18 protein-coding genes are annotated in these 21283 nt (G+C 65.5%); 4 read left to right on the top strand and 14 right to left on the bottom strand.

What is annotated here, in order from left to right:
- Positions 1-15: 15 nt before the first annotated feature.
- The 7 genes from CCS01_RS12505 to CCS01_RS12475 form a co-directional block, all read right to left on the bottom strand.
- On the bottom strand, positions 16-2193 hold the full coding sequence (locus CCS01_RS12505) for a hypothetical protein (protein ID WP_146101716.1): 2178 nt from the start codon (positions 2191-2193) through the stop codon (positions 16-18).
- A complete protein-coding gene (locus CCS01_RS12500; protein ID WP_104519148.1) occupies positions 2186-5485 on the bottom strand; it encodes a DEAD/DEAH box helicase in 3300 nt (1099 codons plus the stop codon). The genes CCS01_RS12505 and CCS01_RS12500 overlap by 8 nt, the downstream gene beginning before the upstream one ends.
- Positions 5482-6954 carry a protein kinase domain-containing protein gene (locus CCS01_RS12495; protein ID WP_104519147.1) on the bottom strand — a complete coding sequence of 491 codons (1473 nt, stop codon included), beginning with the start codon at positions 6952-6954 and terminating at the stop codon, positions 5482-5484. Before CCS01_RS12495 ends, CCS01_RS12500 begins: the two co-directional genes overlap by 4 nt.
- Positions 6951-7661, bottom strand: coding sequence for a PP2C family serine/threonine-protein phosphatase (locus CCS01_RS12490; RefSeq protein ID WP_239992142.1), 711 nt, complete (start codon positions 7659-7661; stop codon positions 6951-6953). The genes CCS01_RS12495 and CCS01_RS12490 overlap by 4 nt, the downstream gene beginning before the upstream one ends.
- Positions 7662-7684: 23 nt before the next feature.
- Positions 7685-8344: a vWA domain-containing protein gene (locus CCS01_RS12485; protein ID WP_104519145.1), complete on the bottom strand. Its 660-nt coding sequence runs from the start codon at positions 8342-8344 to the stop codon at positions 7685-7687.
- A 30-nt stretch (positions 8345-8374) separates the two neighbouring features.
- On the bottom strand, positions 8375-8716 hold the full coding sequence (locus CCS01_RS12480; protein WP_104519144.1) for a hypothetical protein: 342 nt from the start codon (positions 8714-8716) through the stop codon (positions 8375-8377).
- Between the two features lie 94 nt (positions 8717-8810).
- Positions 8811-10313: a sigma-54 interaction domain-containing protein gene (locus tag CCS01_RS12475; protein ID WP_104519143.1), complete on the bottom strand. Its 1503-nt coding sequence runs from the start codon at positions 10311-10313 to the stop codon at positions 8811-8813.
- Between the two features lie 143 nt (positions 10314-10456).
- Here CCS01_RS12475 and CCS01_RS32765 point away from each other — a divergent pair, with 143 nt between their 5' ends.
- Both CCS01_RS32765 and mobF read left to right on the top strand, forming a co-directional pair.
- Complete coding sequence (locus CCS01_RS32765; protein WP_146101715.1) at positions 10457-10771, top strand: hypothetical protein; 315 nt, start codon at positions 10457-10459, stop codon at positions 10769-10771.
- Entirely contained in the window at positions 10771-13881 is a 3111-nt protein-coding gene (gene mobF / locus CCS01_RS12465) for a MobF family relaxase (RefSeq protein ID WP_239992141.1), read from the top strand. The genes CCS01_RS32765 and mobF overlap by 1 nt, the downstream gene beginning before the upstream one ends.
- Before the next feature lie 12 nt (positions 13882-13893).
- Here the strand turns inward: mobF and CCS01_RS12460 are convergent, their stop codons facing one another.
- Entirely contained in the window at positions 13894-14493 is a 600-nt protein-coding gene (locus CCS01_RS12460; RefSeq protein WP_146101714.1) for a hypothetical protein, read from the bottom strand.
- Between the two features lie 81 nt (positions 14494-14574).
- Here CCS01_RS12460 and CCS01_RS12455 point away from each other — a divergent pair, with 81 nt between their 5' ends.
- Both CCS01_RS12455 and CCS01_RS12450 read left to right on the top strand, forming a co-directional pair.
- Positions 14575-15132 (top strand): hypothetical protein, encoded by a 558-nt coding sequence (locus CCS01_RS12455; RefSeq protein WP_104519139.1) that lies wholly within the window; start codon positions 14575-14577, stop codon positions 15130-15132.
- A gap of 67 nt (positions 15133-15199) precedes the next feature.
- Positions 15200-15487, top strand: a complete 288-nt coding sequence (locus CCS01_RS12450) for a hypothetical protein (protein ID WP_104519138.1) — start codon at positions 15200-15202, stop codon at positions 15485-15487.
- 57 nt (positions 15488-15544) lie between these two features.
- Here the strand turns inward: CCS01_RS12450 and CCS01_RS32760 are convergent, their stop codons facing one another.
- The 6 genes from CCS01_RS32760 to CCS01_RS12420 all read right to left on the bottom strand — a co-directional run bounded on the left by CCS01_RS32760 (position 15545) and on the right by CCS01_RS12420 (position 21259).
- Complete coding sequence (locus CCS01_RS32760) at positions 15545-16120, bottom strand: hypothetical protein (RefSeq protein WP_146101713.1); 576 nt, start codon at positions 16118-16120, stop codon at positions 15545-15547.
- An 87-nt stretch (positions 16121-16207) separates the two neighbouring features.
- Entirely contained in the window at positions 16208-16894 is a 687-nt protein-coding gene (locus CCS01_RS33655; protein WP_158258360.1) for a YXWGXW repeat-containing protein, read from the bottom strand.
- An 18-nt stretch (positions 16895-16912) separates the two neighbouring features.
- Positions 16913-17275 carry a hypothetical protein gene (locus CCS01_RS12435; protein WP_104519135.1) on the bottom strand — a complete coding sequence of 121 codons (363 nt, stop codon included), beginning with the start codon at positions 17273-17275 and terminating at the stop codon, positions 16913-16915.
- Positions 17275-19620, bottom strand: coding sequence for a type IV secretory system conjugative DNA transfer family protein (locus tag CCS01_RS12430; protein ID WP_239992140.1), 2346 nt, complete (start codon positions 19618-19620; stop codon positions 17275-17277). The genes CCS01_RS12435 and CCS01_RS12430 overlap by 1 nt, the downstream gene beginning before the upstream one ends.
- Positions 19621-19623: 3 nt before the next feature.
- The gene (locus CCS01_RS12425; RefSeq protein WP_104519134.1) at positions 19624-20016 is read right to left on the bottom strand and encodes a hypothetical protein; all 393 of its coding nucleotides are present in this window, start codon (positions 20014-20016) and stop codon (positions 19624-19626) included.
- Positions 19988-21259 (bottom strand): secretion/conjugation apparatus DotM-related subunit, encoded by a 1272-nt coding sequence (locus CCS01_RS12420; protein ID WP_146101712.1) that lies wholly within the window; start codon positions 21257-21259, stop codon positions 19988-19990. The genes CCS01_RS12425 and CCS01_RS12420 overlap by 29 nt, the downstream gene beginning before the upstream one ends.
- Positions 21260-21283: the final 24 nt, after the last annotated feature.

Below are 21283 nucleotides of genomic sequence, written 5' to 3'. Positions count from 1 at the left end.
GTGTTCGGTCTCCCCTCAATCAATCGCTTCGAGCATCGCCCGAATGTCGTTGGCAACCATCGTCTCGATCTCGGCGACTTCGGCTGCCGTGACGACGACATCATCTCCGTGCCCGCGAGCATCAACGAGGCGGCCCACGTCCAGGAGCAAAGTGGGAAGCCGCTTCGCGACCTCGCGAAGCGGATGGTCCGACTGCTGCTGCGCTGCGAGCAACTGCGCCGCGACGCGCGCCGACAACGTCTCCCCCTGGCCCAGCGCGGCTCGCCGGATGCGGTTCGCCTTCGCATGCGTGAGAGCCTTGGGGAGCTGGCCCGACGGTTCTACCTCGAAGCCGACCGCAACGGCAGCGGACGCGAGTTGAACCGCGTTCTGTTCGCGGTCGTTCGAGATCGTCTGCACGATGGAGGCTGGCGTCGATGCCTCTGCTTCGAGCTCGGCGAACGCCGCCTCCATCACGATAGTGAATGCCACGAGGGCATCGCGAGCACGTGTGCTCAAGGTCCCCGATGCGGTAGCTGCGGAAGCAGCAAGCAGCTTCACGAGCAGCGCCGCGTGGTGCATCTCGATCACGCGCGAGCGAACGTTGGGGCGCTCGGCGAGTCCTGGATAGCTCTCGGATGCCCGCTCGGCTCGAGCGCGCACGCGAAGCAGCAGGTCGGCACCCCAGGACGGCTCGAACGTGTCGGTTTCCACGTCCACTGCACCAGCACCGACAAGCGCCCGGAGGACCGCGAACAAGCGGTCGCGCATCTCGACCGTGACCCCGGCGCTCGGGATAGTGGAGGTATCGTGCGAGGCGTTGATCCTGAGTCTTCCGATCTCCGCGAAGCACTCGAGCGCGTCAGGCTCTCGAGCGGCCAGGGTGACGAGCGGGTGATCGCTGTTGCGTTGCGCTGCTAGAAGGGCCGCCGCCAGTCGGCCAGGAAGCGTCTTGTTGCCGAAGCAGATGGCCCCCTTCACGATGCCACGGGTGACGCTCAGGAGCGGCAGCGTGCGCGACGAGACGGTGAAGCCAACTTGCTCGGCGACTCGCCGAAGCAACGGCGCGTTCTCGGGCGCGTTGTCTCCCAGCGCCGAGAACAGGCTCGGGTCAGGGTAAAGGGACACCATCCAGCCGAACACGCACTCGAGGGCCGCATAGGCGTTCCCGAGGAAGTCCTCGATCGGCTTGGCTGTCTGCGCGCCTTCGAGGCGGACGTCGGCATCGGCAAGCCGAGCGAGTACGTCTGCGGGCAGCAGCGTCGCGGCGTCACCGAGACGACGCTCAACGCGCCCCGTGGCGGCCTTCGTTGCCTCTGCCAGATACAGGGCGAGGTCTCCTTCATCGACGTGCCACGCCTGACCGGCGACCTTTTCTAGCAGCTCCGGGAGGCCGTGCTTCCCCTGCTTGGCAAGCTTCGTCAAACCCGGGCGAAGCACGTCGCTGATGCCCAGTCCAAGGGGATCGGCAACAAGCCAAGAACGCTGCCGCGCGTCCTTCGGGAGAAAGACGTACGACGCTACGAAGATGGGCTCCGGCTCTACGTCGATGACGCGCAGACCGGCAGACTTGAGGCCATCGAGAACGTCGTCCGCGTCTCCGCGAGAGACCTCTCGTCTGAATGCGCGCACGCGGCGGGCGTGGTGTCGAGCGGCCCTCTGCGCTTCGTACGCGCTAGGTGCGGAGGGTTGTGCTCCGGATCCCGGCCAAACCACGTTGGCGAGGACTTGCTCCGGCCTTCCGGGGGTGCCCCGCTGGAACTTGGCCTTAGAGTGCTCGAACTCGGCATCGACAATCGGCAGACTGCCGCGATGGACGCGCGGCCAGACACGCCTTCCATCGACTCCATCGACGAAGACGTAGCCAGCGTCCTGCACCTCGCTGGGCTCGTCGTCGTGGTTCATCAGGCGCAGCGCTCGGTGCGTCGGTGCGCGCGCCTCATCGAGCATCCCGATGCTGAGGAGTTGCTCGATCACGAAACCAATCAGGTCCAAAGGGAGCGCGAGGCGGCGCGAGATCGCCTCGGCGTTGCTGACGCCGGCGCGGCACATGTCGAGCGCGGCGCGCTGAAAGACGTTGAAAGGCGGGTTGCCCCGAGACGGCAGGAGGACCTTGTACGCGAGCGCGGGCCACACCAGCCATCGATGGGCCTCGCGCCTGAGCGGCGACGACGTGGCGCCGAAGTCTACGATCGGCGTGGTGCGATCAAACACGGGCGGCATCTCGCACCTCGCTCAGCTTGTGGAACTCGACCAGCGGGCTGATCGCCTTCGGCGCGTTGGCCGCGTGGAGCATTCCGTCGTCGCCCGCAACGATCAGGAGCCGCTTTTGACGGCTCATCGCCACGCAGAGCCGGTTCGGTGAGGTGACGTGCCCGAAGATCCCGCGCGGATTGCTGCGGACCATCGAGAGGAACACGACGTCGAACTCCATGCCCTGGAAAGCGTCGACGGTGCCGAACCGGAGGCGCTCCGCGACGCGACCGTTGGGAAGCACCAACTCGCGGTAGGGCTCAACGATCTCCGTGGCGTCGTCGGTGCGAGCGACGATGCCAGCGTCCACGAGCGCATCCTCGATCACCTTGACCTGCTGCTTGTAGAAGGAGATCACGCCGAAGGTGAGCTCGCGACCCTCCTTCGAGTCCATGAGCCGCTTCAGCTCCGCGACGATCGCCTCTGCCTCGACGGGACGTGACTTGCTCTGGCCATCACGCTCCAGGCCGAGTTTGCGCGGGACGCTCAGCCACGACGCCGACCCGCTATACCCGGGCAGCGAGTGAACGAACTCCGAGGCAGGGCGGGGCGACCTGAAGGCCTCCCCGTGCGGCTTGTAGAACTGATCGCTGACGAACTGCCCCAGCACCGGGTGCATGCGGTACTGCTCGTCAAGGGTGACGACGCGAGGGATTCCGTCGCGCTTCTCTCGGTCCCCAAGATCCTTGAACAGCCGTTCGAAGAGGCTCTCTTTCAGCATCTCGCTCGTGCGCTCTCCCGCACTCTTGCCGCCCGACAACGCCTCCTCGAGCTCGCGCTCAAGCTCCTGGTCGAGGATGTGAGGGAGCTGGCGGTGGTCGCCCACGAGCACGATCCGTCGCTTTGCGCGGGCCATAGGGACGAACAGGTCGAGTGGCATCGCGCGCGCGGCCTCATCCACCACGACGGTATCGTAGCCCTCAGAGCCTTTGAGCGCTGCGAGTTCCTGCCTTGCCGACTGCTGGCAGGTCGCAGCGAACACGGACGTGTACGACAATATGGCGCGCTTGACGGCTTCGGGCTCCCCTTCGAGCGCGGCGAGAAACCTCCAAGTCGCCTCGTCGGCCCCGTCTCGCGACGTGTTCTGGTGCTGCTCGAGGTGGTCACGCACCTCGCCCAGCAGCTCGAGAATATCGGTCCGAACACGCGGAATGGTGTCCTCGGTGCGATCGGGAGGTAGCATGTCGAGCAACAGCCGTCGGCGAAGCGCTCGAAGGTCGTCGAGGAACGGCGGGTCTCCAGCTCCAGTCCATAAGGTAGCGGTTTCGAGCAGCTTCTTCGCCTGCTCGTCTCGACGTTCTGCGCGGGCAAGCGCGCGCGCGAGCCGATCGGCGTTTCGCGGCCCATCATCGGCGAAGGACCGCCCGTCGCAGCGCAGCGCGCGCACGCAGCGAACGAGCCGCTCGTGGTCAGGGTCTCCACGTCGTGCCGCTCGTGCATGCTCGGACAGGTCGCGCGCAAGCGTGACGAGGCGATCGACAAGCGCGGCGGGCACCGCTCCTAGGAGGTGGGGCGTGAAGCTGCGAAGCAAGGAAGCTGTGTGCGCGCGCGTGCCTGGCGCCAAAAGATAGCCCTGCACCAACTCGGAGAGCTCTTTCTGCAGCGCCGAAGCCGGCCGTGACGGCAGGTTCTTGCGAATCTCCGCGCTTCGTTCGTTGCACCACCTGTCGATCGTAACGTCGACACGGTCGGCGTCCTCGGTGCTGTTCGATCTCCCGCCGAACTTGATGGGAGGGAGACCATTGATGTTCATCCGCTGGATCGCGTTCTCTACCGCGTCGTGCTGGAAGCCGCTAAGCAGTAGACGGCCCTGGACACCGTCCTGCGTGTCCCAGACCTCCTGGAGCCGCTCTACAAGTGCGACGATAACTGTTGTCTTCCCGGTGCCTGGTGGGCCTTGGATGAGTGCGATGTCCGGAGTGTTCAGCGCAACCTGAAGTGCCTTCTCCTGCGCCGGCGTCGGGCTACGCGCCCCGAACACCTTTCGCCTTACGTTGGGCGTCACGGGGGCGATCGCGCCTCGACGGGGCGTTGCCACGGGACGCCCCTCGAGCAGCAGACCAAGCTGTGGCATCGGACAGCGTGCTTCTCGGATGGCGCCTTCTGCCTCGGCTCGACGCTTTAGCCTTGTCTTGTCTCCATGAAGCGAGACCACCAGTGCGCCCGTGCCCGGCGGGGTGCCGTCGTCGCTCCGCCGCTGAAGCAACGTGATGGTGCGATCTCGCCGGTGGAGTTCCACGCGTCCGTCGAAGGTCGCCGGCGACGGGGCATCCTTCGGGCGAGGCTGGGCCTCGTACTCGGCCCATGACATCTCGCGTGTGAGCACCTCCGGGACCTCGCTGACGGCTTCGACGCCGAGCCCTTGCTCCTCGGTGAGCGTGCGCTTGAACTGGTCTGCGTCCTCGAGTGTGCAGTCGTTCGCCAGTGAGAAGCGATACCGTCCGTCCGGTAGCGACTCGACGTGGTCGTACTTGAGCCAGCCAGCCCTCCTCGCCCTGCGCAGCGCTGCTTCGTTCTCCATCGAGCCGTAGCGGCTCCACAGGTCCAGGAAGCTCGAGCCAGCGGTGATCAGCGACGAAAGCTGAGCTGCCGCATCGGCGCGGAGCTTCCCCGCTACGGTTGCATCGACAAACCGGACGTCCCCCGACACCAGCGCGAGTTGCTCTCCGCCCTGACCGCGCCCGCGAGCGACGCGATCGACGAGCAGCCCCTCGGTGGAGTCCGGGCGCTTCACCCGACGAATGAACGCGCGCGCCGTCCGGCCAAAGAGCGCGAAGGCTCCTGTCGTGGACTCGGCCGTCGCGAACCCTCGCCTGCCGGCCTCTCCGTCGAGGAAGAACTGCTCGTCCAGCCAATCCAACGCACGCTCGGGAGAGGCGAGCTTGCGGTCGATCCGCTCCAGTGCCTCGAGCGCCTTCTCGTCGATGCCGAGTTCGATGGGCGGGAGCGTCAGGGCGTGCAGGAACGTGCGGACCTGCAGCGTGAGCACCTGGGCTCCTGCATCGACGACCCACGCGATGTGGGGAAAGTGGCGCGTGCAGAGGTCGTCGAGCAGCACCTCGTGCTTTCGACCATCGCCCTGGACGCCCAACACCTCTCCTCCGACCCGAAGCGTCGCCTGCGCCTCTCGCTCAGAGAACTGAAGCAGCGCCTCGGCGCCGGGCACCGCCGCGTTGGGCAGCGCGCCGCTCGCCGACGTCCAACGAAGGCGAAGGCTCTCGAGCTGGCCATAGGGTACCTGATCGATCTTCACGTTCCCTCCGAATACAGTCGGAGGACAGCCATGCGGTGGGGGCGGTCCAACGGGCCGAAATGCAGGACCGGTTCGTTTCCAGCCTTGGGCAGCGGCAGCTTGAGCTCGGCGCCCAGGCGCTGCATGCGTCCACCAAGGACCACGTGGACCTCGTGGTTCGCGAGCGCTTGGATGGCGATCCCACTCTTCAAGACTCGCACGCGGAGGACCGGCGCGTCCTCGGCATCTGCGAGAACCGGCTCGATGACGTGACGGAGCACGACGCTGTCTTTCGTGACGTCGAGCATCTTGTGCCAGACGGCCCGGGAGCTGACCGCGGATGCCCCAGCCGCGTCGTCGAGTTCGGGATCCCAGCGGTTCACCTGCATGTGGATGAACGACGCGCGCGGGCTTGCGGTGCAGAACTGACAACTCCCAGCGGTCACATCGAACGACGAGCCGCAGCTCCTGCAGGAGACGACGCGATCGGCTGCCCGACGGAGTGCCTCGGCCCACTCGGACATACTCGGCCGCGCCACACGATGCTTTCGACCAGCATCGAAGGTCCGCTGAAACAGCTCGCGAACGGGCTTCGAAAGTACGAGGTGCCGGGCGATCCCTTTGCTGGTGCGGTTGGAGTCGTCCGCGGCGTCCTCGATCCACGGTAGCTCGCCGCGAAACGCAAGCTGCTCGCGGTCCTCGTCGCCGTCGTCATCCCAGCCGCCCTCATCGACGTAGTCGCCGAGGAACGGGTGCTGCTGCGTGAGGACCCAGAACGCCAGGATGGCAAAGGAATAGGAGTCGGAGAGGGTCGAGACTCCGGCGCGTCCCGTCACGAGCTCTGGCGCACCGAAGCCTGGCGTGAAGATCCCGGGCGCGTTCGCCGAAAGGTAGTCGAGGTTGTCGAGGTCGATCAGCCAGACCTCGCTCGCCTCGGCCGTCTCCGAGATGAACACGTTGTTTGGGGAGACGTCGGCGTAGACCAGCGGCACGGCGTGCAGGCGCGCGAGTAAGCCCGCCGTGTTGGCGAGCAGTTCGAGCCGCCGCCCGAGGCCACCGGACGATTGGTAGAACTCGCCGAGCTTCGCCGTCCCTGGTTCGGCGATGAGGGTCCGCATCGGCACCATGCCCGTGAGCAAGCGCATCGTGTAGCCGACGTGGTCGCGCAGCATCGACAGGGGCTGCGCGAGGTGAAGTCCGGGCAGCGGCAACGCACGCACGTCCTCGAGCCGCCGTCGAAGCGCGGAGTGCTTCTGCGCGTCGGGCGAGAGCGCGATGCCGGGTGCCTTCGTGAGCTGGCCCCAGAGCTTCTGGGCCGACCGGGCTTCGGGCGCGGCCGGTGCGTCTTCCACCGCGCCGATGAGCTTCACGGCGATGTGCGGACTACGCGTGCGGAGCACGACGCCTTGGCCACCTCGTCCGAGAGGCTGCTTCAGCAGGTGGTGGACGTTGCCGTCGTCGTCGACGACGGTGCTGGGGAAGTCGCTCATTCGGATGCCTCCGTCGTGGCGTCATTCCAGAGCACGGCCACCGTCTTGTCGTCGCGATGCCGAGGCGTCGGCCAGTCACGAAGCTGCTTCGCAATGGCGCGTGACCTTGCTGCAGCAGGGCGTAACCCGTACTTCGTAACGAGGACCGTCAGGAACTCGGCGCGCTTCTCTGGCACTAGGTCATCGGCGACGCCGTCCGTGGCAAGCAGGATGGATGCAGCCCCTGTGAAATTCGGCTCGAGGTGGAGCCGCCACTCGCGAACATCCGAGGCGACGCCCAGGCCCGTCGTCGCATTTCCGAAGCGCTCACTCGGCGGCTCCAGAGTGGTCGTCCCCGCGGGCGTCTTCAACATCACCAGGCCGTCGCCGAGTTGCGCAAGCAGCAAAGGCCGGTCCTTCATCGTGACAGCGAACATGCAGGTGGTCGCGCTCTCGTCGCGGCCATTCTGGTGCACGCGCATGTTCCACAGCGCGTGAATGAGTCTCAGTAGGAGCTCAGGCGGGGCTTCAGGAAGATTAGCCCAGTGGCGAACAGCGTCGGCGACGGCGCGGCATGCCTCACGCGACCCGCCCGCGGAATGAGGGCGGCTCCCCAGACCATCGCAAACGACCGCAAGCGCAGTACCGTGCCCGAGGCGCCCCAACCAAGCATCCTGGTTGGGCTGACCGTGCCTGCGATGTTCTGGGCCTCGAACGCTGGCTCCCATGACGCTCCACATTCCCGTTGTTCTCATACGCGATCGAGATCGAACGGGTTCTGCATCTGCGGAACTTCATTCGGGTTCGCACTCCGCGAACGCGTCGTGATGGACATCGTAACGAACTGAAAGAATTCCTTGAGGCGGCGGGCATCCGCAGCGACCAAGACTTGCTTCTTCTCGTCGTTCAGGAAGCGCCGCAGCATTTCGGTGTCTGCATCGCCGCCGATTGCGAGCGCCATGCGGTCCGCCTTCTGCGCGCGCCCTTGTTTGGTCATGCGTTCGAGACCCATCTGCCAAGCGTCGGTCGGCCAGCCATCGGAGATGAGAACGACGGTGGGGCGATAAGCGCGCCCCGGGACCTTCTCCTTGTCGTCGATAATGTCAGCCGCCAGCGTCATCGCCTGGCCCATCGGCGTGCCGCCATCGGCCACCATGTCGTTCCAGTTCACCGCGCTTGCGGGCTGAAGTGGGGTGTGAAGCTTGGCCTCGCCACCGAAGGTAACGATGGCGACGTGGATCTCGGCGCGAAGATCGTCGGTCGACCCGAATGTCGCGAGCATCTCGCGGACGGACTGGTTGAGGGCTTCGATCTTCCCTTCAGCCGCCATGCTTCCGCTTACGTCAGCGAGGAGGATGACGGGGAGTGGGCGCGCGGCCGAGGAGATGAACTCTTTGAGCTGTGATGTCATGATTTGCTCTTTTTGGTCTTGTGTTGCGGACTACGCCGCGAAGGCGAGCGGGCAGCGGTGCGTGCGGCGGTCGCGGAGCCTGTTGAAGCAGCTGTTGCGGTACAAGGTCAGAATGACGCCGTCGGCGGTGACGACCTGAACCCCATCGTAGGCAGAGAGGTCTATGCGTTCCTTGGCGTAGCGGGCGATTTCCTTCCGGCCGATTACGTAGATGTCGGCGCCACGGACGCAGACAACGCGCCCGTAGGCCAGCGCGGCGTTAATTGCGTCGGCGCGGAGCGCGCGCGTGGTCATGCGGTCCTTAGCGTGGTTGGTGAGGGTGAACCGGACTTCGGCTCCGGACGTCTCGAAGAGGTTGTCGTTGGCATTCATGTTGAGTCTCCTGGTTCAACACCACCCTCACGGGGTTGGCGTTGGCGAAGACACCAATCGCAACTGGCGTGCCAGCATTCGAAATACGTGAAGGTCATGCCTCCACGTCGTACTTCTTCAGCCAGTTTGAGAGCGTCTGGTAGCTCGGTGCGCCGACCAACTCCGCGGCACGCGCTTTGTTACCCGCCGCGTCACGGAGCGCACGGCCGAGGTAGTGCTGTGCCACTTCTTTCAATATTTCCTGTAGGTTAAGGCTGCTGCCGAGGGGTCGCCCGAGAACCTCGTGCCGCTGTGTGTGCGGCAGCGCGAGGAGGGATTCGCGAATGTCTTCTGCGGAGATCGTGCCACCGTCGCTCCAGATGGCGGCGCGCTTCAGGGTGAGCAACAACTCGCGGACGTTGCCGGGCCATGGATGGGCGACAACAAGATTTCTTGCGCCAATAGAAAGGTTCTTGTGGACGTAGCCCGGCTCGGCCTCCGCCTCATTGTTAACCACCTTCAACAGTTCGTCGACCAGGAGTCCGGTGTCACCTGGCCTCTCCCGCAGCGGGGGCAGCTTCAGCACGGCGACAGCGAGCCGATAAAAGAGGTCCTCGCGGAACCGTCCGGCCTCGACCTCCTGGATAACTGTCCGATTTGTCGCCGCGATCACCCGCACGTTGATCCTCTTGGGCTCGCGGGCTCCGAGGGGCGTCACCTCGCCCTCCTGCAGCACCCGCAGAAGCTTCACCTGAGCTGCCAGGGGCAGCTCGCCGAGCTCGTCGAGAAAGAGTGTCCCGCCGTCAGCCGCCTCGAAGTAGCCTTTCCGCGCATCGACTCCGGTTCCAACTCCCTTGAGTACGCCGAACAGCTCAGCGTCCACTAGGCTTTTGGGGATCGCACCGCAGTTCACCGGGATAAATGGCTTTTTGCGACGTGAACTCGCTTGGTGAATGGCTTTGGCAAGCAGCTCCTTGCCCGTGCCCGTCTCGCCCTCGATGAGGACGGGCACATTCCGAAGTGCCACCCGGCGCGCCCGCTGGATCAGGCGCGCCATCACTTTGCTTCGGTGGATGATGTCCTTGAACTCTGGAGCAGATGGCGAGTCCGCTGTGCTTTGGCTGCGGAGCCGCTCGTCCGGTTCACGTAGCAGGTCGGGCAAGAACTCGGCTGCGATGTCAAACGGCACCGTGACCGTCTTCACGCCATGCTCGCGCGACGACTCTATCAGCTCGGCAGAGAAGACCGTCTTGCCGAGGAGCAGCCATACGGCGGCCATCGGCGGTGAGCCAGGGCTAAGGTGAAATGTCAGCGCCGCATCCTTCTCTTGTGCTTGGCAGGCGCCGAGCGCGGCCTTGTAGATCCCGCCCCAATCCGTCGGGCCGCCGAGCACTTCGGGTCGCTCGATGACCTCCACTTTCGTCCGTGCCTTGAGCCATGAAACGTAAGGCTGGAGCATGTTTTGGTGCTCGGCTTTGCTGAAGCTCTCGAGAAGCACCACTCGATCGAACCCGCGCACTTCGACCGCCTGCGCGACGGGTCCAACGTCGCCAGTTGCCTCCTTTGAAGGACCCAGAAGGTCGGACACGCCGACCCAAGCAATCAGAACTCGCATCATGTAGAGAGATTACAAGAAATCTTGCATTTGTAGAAGATTCTTTGCGCCGCGCCGTTCTGGCGCTCTGGAATCGCTGTGGCTCCGTCCTTTGCCGCCATTCGCACGCAACATGCCGATGATACCGCCGACACAGGAGACGGTGCATGAAACAAGGGGCCAACGCTAATGGCGACGGGGGTGAATCCGACCTCACCATCATCCGCGAACAGACACGCGAATGCCTGGAACTGCTACGTGCCCTGGTCAGCCTCCTGGTGAATAAACCCGAGCGAGAGGGGCCAACCCTCGAAGACCTCATCGCCGCTCTCGTCGCTCAGCAGCGCGACGCGCTCGTCCTCCTGCGCCAGATCGCAAGCGACCAGGGCGCGATCCTGGACCGGCTGCCTGCGCTGCCAACCGACGGGGCTGGGGGCAGTGCGAGTGGTCATGCCGCGCACAACGGAGTGCAACGGCCGTGATGAACTTCCGCAAGATCGCCGCCGCCTCGGCCGGCCGGCTGCTTTTGCGCTACTTCACCGAGAACACCCCGGAGCCGATCCATCCCGCGCCGGTCGACGCCGCCGGGCGGACGCTGGAGGAAGGCGGACGCCTCACCGCCTACTACACGGGCCGGGACAGCCGGGCCGCTTGGCGGCCGGACATGCCTGCGATCCTGGCCCGGGCAATTGGCATCGACCCCAGCCAGATGCCCCGCGACACCGAGATGGCGCGCCTGTTCGAGGCACGCCGGGCCGACAACGGCGAGGCCTGGTCCGCCCACCCCCGCAAGCTGTCGGGGGTGGACCTGGTGTTCAGCCCCGACAAGTCCGTCACGCTCGCAGCCGAGTTCGCGCCCACGCCGGCGGAGTCCGCGCTGATCTGGAACGCCATCGACCGCGCGGCCGACCGCGCCATGCGCTATGTCGCGCACGAAGTCGGCTGGGCGCGCCGGGGTAAAGGCGGTGAGGACGGCGCCGATCCAGGGGCGGTCGGGTGGGTCACCTTCCGGCACCACACGGCCCGGCCTACCCTGCAGGTTCAGGACGGGGCGGATGGGCAGACTTACCTGTTCGACGCGCCAGTCGCCGGCGACCCGCACGCCCACATCCACAATTTCCTCATGAACATCGTCGCAACCGCGGACGGCCGGATCGGGTCGCTCGACCTCCGGGCACTCACAGACAACCGGATCAAGGAGTTCGGCGCCTACTTCCAGGCGGTCCTCGCCGACGAACTGCGTCGCCTCGGCATTCAGGTCGGCTACAACGAGAACGAGCAGGCCGTCGTCATCGAGAGCGTCCCGGGCGATATCGGCCGGGCTTTCAGCAAGCGCGACCGGCAGATCCTGCATAAAGCGCGGACCTTCGCGGAGCGCCAGGGCCTGTCCTGGGACGACCTCTCCGCCGAACGTAAACTCGATATCGTCGAAGAGGCCAGCGCCGAGGGGCGGCTCGGTAAGATGAAGGCCGATGAGCGCCGCCTGTGGCGCGAGCAAGCCGAGGCGCTGGGCTGGAAGCACGAGAGCGTCATCGGGGAGACGACCCACGCCAAACGGACCGACGAGGAACGGTTCGAGCAGGCCTATCACTTCGCAGCTCGGCACTTGGCCGAGGAGTTCCGAACCGCCGCCGTCATCGATCACGAGAAACTCGGCGTGCACGCTGCGCGCGGCCTCATTGGCGCCGGTATCGCGGGCGGCCCAGCCGACATCAAGCAGGTAGTCGAGCTCATCGAGACGCGCGGTATCCGGATTGGCGGCGAGCATGTCAGCCTTGTCGTCGGGGTCTTCGATGACAAACTGCGTGTCAGCAACACACGGCAGATCAGGATCGAGGAGCGCTTGCAAAGCCTGGCGCACGCGACGGCACGGGACCGGTCGGGTGCGCTTGGCTCGTCGGATCTCCGCCGGGCGATGGATCGTAGTCAGGTCAAGTTTTCCGCCGACCAGAAGGCGGCGATCTTCGCGCTGGGGCAGGGGGGCCGACTGACCCTGCTGACGGGCGCTGCCGGCGTCGGCAAGACGACGATCCTTGAGCCTGTTGTGGCTGCCTGGAAGGCGGACACGCGGTTCGACCCGAAGGGCAGGGAGGTTATCGGCACCGCGCTGGCATGGCGTCAGGCGGACGCCCTGCGGGACCCCGGCATCGACCGCGCCTACGCTCTCTCACCGCTGCTGGCGATGATTGAGCGCGGCGACATCACCGTCAGCCGCAACACTGTCCTGGTGATCGATGAGGTCAGCCAGGTCGGGCCGCGTCCCTTGCTCAAGCTCCTCGAGCTGCAGGCCCGGACGGGCATGACAATCAAGATGCTCGGCGACCGGGAGCAGGCCCAGGCGATCGAGGCGGGAGACAGCATCGAGCTGCTCCGGCGTGCCCTTCCTCCGGAGGCCCTGCCCGTCCTGCTCTCGACTGTCCGGCAGGCAACCCAGCGCGGCCGAGAGATCGCTGCGCTCTTCCGTGAGGGGAAGGCCGCGGACGCCTTGACGATGAAGCGATCGGACGGCCATGCCCGTCTCCTCGGCGGCGACCGCGACCAGGTGGTCGGTCAGATTGCCGATCTCTACATCGAGCGGCGGGACATTCTGGCCGCATCCGGGAGTAAGCGCGGCATCACCATCAGCGCGCCAACCAACGAGGACGCGGCCGACATCAGCCAGGCGATCCGGGCCCGGCTCAAGCAGCGCGGCGAGATCGCAGCCAATGAGACTCTCCACAAGGCAATCGACCAGAACGGTCGCGAGTATGATCTCGCCTTGGCGACCGGTGACCGAGTTCGGCTCTACCGAAGGACGTGGGGTCACTCTGGCGGCCGGGAGCAACAGGTCGGCAATAACGGCGACGTCGTGGAGGTTCTTTCGCAAAGCGACAGCGGCCTTCGCGTCCGGACGGCCAAAGGCGGCGTCGCAGACATCGACTGGCGCCGACTGGCAGACAAGGAAACCGGCCGGATCTTACTGGGTCTCGGGCATGCGCTGACGATCGACGCGGCGCAGGGGCTCACTTCCGACGAGCACATCAACGCGCTGCCGCGCGGGACTTCCGCCGTCACCGGCTTCACCAGCTACGTGGCGGAAAGCCGGGCGCGCGGGACGACGTGGACGCTGATTTCGGAAGGGGCCCTGCACGAGGCCGAGCGGCATCGCCAAGCTGTCGGCGAAGCAACGCCCATCACCCACGACACGCTTTGGGCGCGCGCCGCTGCGGACATGTCCGAGAAGCCCTACAAGGCGCTCGGTATCGATCTGCTCAACGCGGCCCGCCACGACCGCGAGCGCGCGATCGACGCCTTTATCGGGGCGCACCACGCGATGGAAGCGGCAACCTTGGCTGATCCGGGCTGGGGAAAGAAGGCCGCCCAGCGCACGAGGGCGCTGGCGGTCAACGAGCAACTCTCTCGCCACCTGCCGTCGCTCGATACCGCCATCCGGGAAAACGCTAAGGTGCTTCGAGATACGGAACAGTTCACGGTTGTCCAACATCATCTGCGAACGGTGCGGGCGGAGGCCGAGGTGGCAAGGATGCGGCTGGCCGGCGTCGTGCCCGCACCCGCGCCTTCCCGGTCGCCGTCGAGTAGCCCCAGCCCATAGAGTAGGCGCGCTTCAGCCAGTCACAGCAGTGTCGGGCAACGTCATGACAGTCGGCGCGCCGCTGGCCTGGATCGGCGAGATGGCGTAGCGGCGACAAAAGCCACGGTATGCCACCTCACCTTCCCGCAGCAGGGCGGGCGCGAAAGACCGCGCGCAGGCGTAGGGCACGACCTGAATCTCAAAGACATCTTCTCTGACCTGCTTGAGCGCCTCGGAGAAGGCCCAGGCGCGAGCCGCCATTTCGTGGATATAAAAGGGACCGGCCAGGCCCTGACCGGAGCACAATAAGACTTCGCCGGACCAGAGACGACAGCTGTCCTCACGGGTCGGCGGGTTGCCCTCGTCGATCTGCCACTCGACCTCGCGACCCAGTGCCAGGGCTGGATCTCCGGGCCACTTCACCCCGGGTTCGGGCGGGAAGCCACCTGTCGTGAGAAGCTCCGTCACCTCGTTCCCGGTCGCGGCCCTCAGACGCACCTCGCGGTTCACGAGCTCGGCCGTCAGTGGGAAGGGATACGCATCCGTCAGGAATGCTCCGTTACCCGGCACCGCAGCAGCACTAATCTGGTCCGCCGTGTCTGCCGGAATCCGAAGCCCTGGATCGATCCTCATCTTCACACCCTCGCGTGAAGCGCCGTTCGCACGCCTCGCGCTAATTCTCTGAGCAGGCAACATTGAAAGAGGATTGTGCGAATGGCTTTTACTTCTGTCATCCGCCCCACAGTCGTGGCGTTGCTGCTGGGTGGATGCACCGCAACCGGTCTTGTGGTCGAAGATCCGCACCCGGATATCCAACAGGAAGTCTGGAATATCGCCAGCCGCTACGACACCTCGTTCAAGGCAGGCGGCATGGCAGGCGTCACCCAGGAAATAGAAAGTTGCTATCAATCGGCGACCGTGCCGGTGACGAAAATATGGGCGCTTCGAGACTGCCTAATCCTCGACTACACCGGCTTCTACACAGACATAAAGGTCGGCCGACGCCTCAATCACATATCGCTGCCGTATTTCGTCCCGGAGACTTTCGCCGCGCGCACCTCTCGATACGCGAAAATGGATGGCTTCACGTCACCGGCGCAGTTATCCAACTACTTCAAAGATACCGAGGATCTCGTTCAGATCGACCTCGCCCAACTCAACCAGGGGCCTATTGTGGTCAATCACCCATTGCAGCGGCCAGCGGTGAAGCCTGATTTTCCGACCTGTTGGAACGTCGGGCTCGTCGGTTGCTACAAAGACACGAAACCTTGATTCGCAACGCCCGACGGCAGGGTGAGGCCGCCGCCGAACCGGCGGTGCTCCCGAGAGGACCAGTCCAATGCGATTTCCAGTCTCATTGATTGCCGCGACAGTCGTGCTTGTGCCGACACTCGCATCCGCCCAAACCGTGGTGACAGATCCACAGCTGCAAGCGACGACGCAGCAACTTCTGACTGTTGAGCAGCAGCATCTCGCTGTCGCGAAACAGCAGCTCGTCGTTCTGGACACCATCGAGGCACTGCTGCAAGCACAGGCGACGCGCACCACGGCCACGCAAGCCTTGGCCTATGGCAACAGTATCGCCCAGGCCCAGGAAGCAGAGCGCACACAGCAAGCCGCGAAGTAAGACCACGCCACCGAACCGCCGGCGATACGTTTATCCTTTTCTCGCCGGCGGCGACCGTCATCGCGTGCGGAACGCATCCCGCGACAGCGGCGCGGCATTTTCGGTTCCATCCGTAGGTGACCCAATCACGGAATTCACTTTCTGCGTAAGCGAGACTGCGCTGGTCCACTCCCACGCCGCTGTGCCAGCTCCGAAGAGGCGGGCCTCGCCCTGCCAGTTCGAACCCGCCGCCATCGCAATCCGATAGAAACCACTCGGCAGCAGCACCGTCGTGATCACGCCATTCGACAGATAAACGGTGGCCACCCATTTTCCGGTCGCCCAATCACGCACGCTGACGATCCAATGGCGGTACGGCGTGTCGGTGGGAATACGGACAGTCAGTGGGGAATTCCAGTCGGACCCAGGGCGCCGATCGACGAGAGTGAAGCCATCTTTTGGAAACGCGACGGCATCCGCCGCCGCATCTGGTGCCGGTTCGGCTCGCGGCGGCGCAATAGGCTTGCCGGTAGTCGGCATTGGAGGGGTGGGCCGCCATTCCTGATAAGCAGCGCCAGCGAGCAACACGGCGACGATGGCCACAGGCGCCGCCCAGCGCACCCAGATAAAGCGGCGAACACGCAGCGTGATCACTGGGCGGGGAGCCGCATGTTGCTCCCGACACCAATTCCTTTCAGCAAAGCCCACGCTCATTCCCCATCGGTGAAGTAGGCCGCACGACTACGGATATCCGTAGTGCACCGCGCTCCAAATCCAGGCGCCATCCTTCCAAACGTAGCGGCCTTGCAGCCACGACCGCTCATCGACCCGACGTAGTTCCGTATCGGGGGGCACCCACACATACTTCGCCCCCCGAAGCTCCCAGCGGCCAGGAAGAAGGGCTTTGGTCACCGGCGGCGGTGCAGGAGGCAGAGCAGCGACAACCGCGGGGGCAACCGGCTGGATCTGAACCGGCGCGGCGACCTGGGGTGGGAACGTGACCGCGACGGCCGGGGTGCTAAGTGCGGCGATCGCCGCGTCGACGTTGCGCGCAGCGCCCTCACGATCGTGGACCGCGAGCGCCTGCCGCGCGGCCCGGGTATCGGCCAGGGCAGGCGGCGCAGCCATCTCAGGCTGCGCGTTGTCGTCCAGAAGCCGCGTTTCCGCCCTCTCTAGCGCCTCTTGCGCTTCTCCCGTCCGCCCCCCTGCAAGCGACAGGCGTGCCGCCCGGAGGAAGGTGATCGGGGGAGCGCTTAGCCCGACCGCCGGAGTCGGCAATGCAGGCGCCATAGCGCTTTGCGTATCCGAGGGCGCGATATTGCTCGCGTGGATGTCGAGAGGAACCGCAAGGGCGGGGCTTGCGGTCAGGGAAAGCAATAAACCGATGTGGAGATGCATTCGATTCTGTTGCGGAAGAGCGGCTATCATGGCTGGTCCTCATTGCGCTCAGGGATCGGCGGTGCGTTGACGCGGAATGTGGATGCGGCGCTGTCCGAGCTTGCGTTCATGCGCGTGCAGCCACGCAGCCGCGGTTGCGCGCGTCTCGAACGCCTCGGGCGGAATGGTTAAATCGAGCGTGTGACAAACGGCGTGGATCTGCAGGATCTGATCGGCCGACGGCAAGTCACTCTCCAGCAGGAGCTTCGCCTCTCGCCGCCACTCCAAGGCAATGGCCTTGATCTCGGGAACCCGAACCGAGGGCACCCGGACGGAGACCATGACGATCCCGGCGGCGGCGGCGCGTCGCTGATAGAGTTCATTGTCAACAGACCGCCTCTCCTTGGGGCGTGGTTTCCGGGAAGCCGGCATCAGGCGGCCTCCTGTGTCGTCGCCGACGCCGCCTGCCGGACGCGCCTGCGAAGCCGGCCGACGAGGGCAAGGAACGCCTCATGTGACATGGCCGGCGGCTCAATACGCTCGCCGGCCTGCAGAGCGTCGTCGCGCGCCGTCAGGATCGACAGCGCGATCTGGCGGGCGACGCTTGGTTCCGCGCCTGCCTCCCGCTCGATCTCCTGAAGCCGCCGGATGAACTGGATGTCGACCGGTTCGTGCGGCGCGCCATCAGAGCCCAGGTCTCCGATTCTGTTGACGACCGCCTCGTCCAGCAGGCGCATGACGCTCGTCACCGGCGTGCCGTCTGCCGGCGCAGAAGGAGGCGGAGGTCTCGACTCCTCGGGCACCTGGTCAATCGCCAGCAGGGCATCGGCGGCGCATGAACCGAGGCCCTTGCCCGCGTCCAGCGCCGCCTGGAACCCCCGTAACATCGCGTCCAGCGTCGCGCTGAGTGCCTCCTCCTGGCCGAGTGCCAGCGAGCCCCTGGCGATTGTCTCGGTGACCCTGTTGATGTGCGCCGTCCGCTCTCGGACCCGGTCTGGGTCGGGCTCGCGTAGCATGAGGCAACGTCCAAGCCGTTTCGGACCGCTGTCGTCGATAACTGCGTGAAACACCCGCGCATAGACCCGACGGCCGCCGAACAGCACGATGGCCTCGCCCTCGATCAGCGACGTCAAATCCTGCCAATCAACCCGCGAGACCGGCCGTACTTCGGCGTGCTGCGCCTCCCGGTAGTTACCATCCTCCGATCCCTGGTAGGAGGTCGCTTGCGTGACGAAGGTCTCGCCCGCGGTCTTCTGGAGCCATTCGCGCGTCCGGCCGGAATCCTGCTGGCGCATGGCGATGGTAAAATTCGCATTGCCCAGCAGGGAGGCTGTCTTCTCGCCGAGCCGCGCCCAGATGCCCGACGTCTCCTGAAAACCCAGCATGAAAGAGATGTTCAGACCGCGGCCCATCGCCAGCATCCGGTCGAGGCCGCTCGTCGCGTAATAGGCGAGCTCGTCCAGAACGACGGGGAAGGGCGCTGAGCCCATCCCGGGCTTGTCAGCCTCGCTGTAATCGCCCTCGAGAGACGCGCCCAGCAGCTGCGCCATCATCCCGCGGAGCGAGGCGACGACCAGCTTGCCGAGTGCGGCCAGCGTTGCGTCGGAATTTTCCAGCGCGGGCAGATTGACCACGAGAATGCGACGATTGAGCACGATGTCGCGCATGTCGATCTCGCCGTTCTCGACACGGAAGATGTGGCCGAGGCTGACAGCGAGTTGGGTGAACGTGGCAGTGAAATAGAACTGCGCGAACCCGTGTTGCTTGGATGGCTCGTCGCCCTTCTGCTTGTCGAGCGGCACCGTTGGATCATAGCCCGGCAACTCGCCGAGATAAGCACGCAACGGCCAGGTCACGTCCTCCGGAATCTCCCCGCTGACATCCAGCTCGTGCGTGCTGCCGTCATCCGGATTGCGCAGGAGCACCTTCTTCTCGATGGCAAGTTTCCAGATCCAGCGCAGTTCGATGCTGGAGCGGATGATCTCGATGTTGAGTGAAATCCCCTTGTGGTCACGGAGCCAGACCAGCACGGGCGCGATCGTGCCGACGAGGGCGACAGCGCGCTCACGAAACACTCCGTTTGGATCGTTCTGCCCCTGATCGCCCAGCTGGCTCGCGAGCAATTCCCGGATCGCGTCCGCATTGCCGATCGCGAACGGATTGAAGCGGTCGCTGTCCTTCACCCCGGACGCCACCATGAAGTTCAGCACGCGCACATCGTCCTCGCGGCCGAAGCGGCGGGCCAGCGCGAGCACCTTGCCGAACAGGTCGCGATGGGCCTTGCCGTCCACCAGTACGAAGCCCGAGCCTTGCGCGAGGGCATTCGAGAGCAGGCTTAAAATCGCAGTGGTCTTGCCGGCGCCGGTCGTGCCGGGAATCGAGATGTGTTGCCGCGCGTCCTCCGCCGTCACCCACAATTCCTGGCCATCCACGGACCAGCCGATGAAGATGTCGCCCTTGGCCCTTTGCGGCTTGCGCGAGCCGGGCTGGGGATTGCCGTAATCGAGACAGTCGGCCGAGCGCGGCAGCCGGATCGGCAGGCTTGGCCGGCGGGTCAGGACCCATGTTGCGTAGAGCAACGAGGCCGGCACGGTCAGGTCGATGACGGCCGGCTCAAACCAGGTCGCGACCGCAGCGGACACCAGAACGAGAAAGCTGCCAGACCCACGTAAGCCCTCGGAGAGGCGCGTCGTCAGGGGCCGGATATCGCGCAGGCTTTGCGCGCCGGAGCGCTCGAATTGCGCCTGTGGCCCGACGATCTGGCGCGCGATGGCCACGGCTCAGTCTTCCAGCCCGAACGGCTTGGCTCCCGAGCTTACGGCCGAGGGCGGCGGACTTCCGGGAGATGGGGTGATCGTTGGCCGCTGCTGCAGTTGCTGCGTGAATGCCTGCGGCACCTGATCCGTCGCGGGGCCTCCCGCAGGCAGCGGTTGGGATGGCTCTGGGGTGAGCGCACGCGAGGGGAATGCCTGCTCGTAGCGCGGGACCGCCGGCGAGGGCGCGGCACTGGCCGGGGGCACCGAGGCGTTGCCTGCCATCATCAGAACGTTCTGGCGCGGCGCCGTCTTCTGCCCGACCACGAACGCGACGAACGCAAGCCCGGCGATCGCGACGCCTTTGATCAGTGGCCGACGACGGCGCGTCTCAAGCAGCCGGGCCGGCGGCGGGTCCATTCCGGGTCTGTCCTGGATTGGCGCCAGGGGCGCGGCTCCGATGAAGATCTGCACGGTCGTGCCCTCTGGAACGTCGAAATTCATGCTGCTGGCCCTCCGGAACCTTGGGTCCCACATTGGAAGACCCTGATGCGAATGAGGGGCTGCGCGCGTGTGACCGGCGGAGCGCATCGATTGCCTGATCGAATTTCGGGGTGTCGATGCCCCGCCCGGCCACCCTTTCCAGCGCCCAATGGTCGCGTGCGCCAGCCGCCTCGGGTCGAGGATTGGGGTGAAGGTAGCGGCCGACGCCTTCGGTCTCAAAGCCGAGCGAATGCAAGGCGTACCAAAGCGGCCGGTCAACCAGCTTGAGCCAGGCGAATTGGGCAGGTGGGAGGACGCCGGCCTTGAGCCGTGCTGTGTTGAGCAGCGACATCAACGCCGTGTGGGTCCATGCGTGACGGTCGGTGATGAGGCGGCCCGCCGCCGTCGGCCCGCCCGGCTCCCCAATCAACACGTCCACCTCCTGGAGGCACTCTGCGGGAAGTGCCAGCGGTTCGGCGGGACCCTCGGCATCGCCCGATCCGACATCCATGAGGGCCTGCGAGCATGCCCCGAGCAGGGCGAGCGCCTCGTCGCGCCGTTCGACGAGGTGCAGCGAGAAGGCGGCGAACATGACCCGGACCACCGGAGGCGCGCCCTCCGGACCTGTCCAGCTCGTGCCCAGTTGGGCGACGAGGGCGCGCCGGGCCTTCGCCTCATTGAACCGGCCGTCGGACGCACGCGCGTTGCGGGCGATCCATTCGGCAGGGGACAGCGCGTAGTCGGCCGGACGAGGCGAGCCCGCGGCAGGCGGCACGAGACGCAACTGACGCTTCACGAAGGCAGCCGTGGTCGTGAACACCTTGGCCTGCTCACGGATCAGCCCGTTCAGATCGAACTGACGCCGGAATTGCGACGGCGCGTTGCGCGCCATGCAAAGAAGGCCGAGCACGACGATCAGCAGCGTCGCCGGCAAACGCCAGGTGCGGCCGATGGCGCGGCTAATGCCGTAGAGATCGCGCAACGTGACGCCGGCCGGATCGGACCCGCGCATCTGCGCGTCGGCCAGATCGAAGCGATCGGTGAAGATTTGGAGCACGCGGATTTCTTGATGCCGCCAGGCGATGACAGCGGCACTTATTTCAGTGTGAAAATGCGTCCAGAGAAGATAGGAGCCGAGACCCGCGCCGAGCGCGATGACGATCAGGTTGAAGACCGTCATATCGTCGTTCGAGGGCCATGCGGC

The sequence above is a fragment of the Rhodopila globiformis genome (assembly GCF_002937115.1).
In the GTDB taxonomy this organism is placed as follows: Bacteria; Pseudomonadota; Alphaproteobacteria; order Acetobacterales; family Acetobacteraceae; genus Rhodopila; species Rhodopila globiformis.
This window is presented reverse-complemented; position numbering and strand designations above follow the sequence as displayed.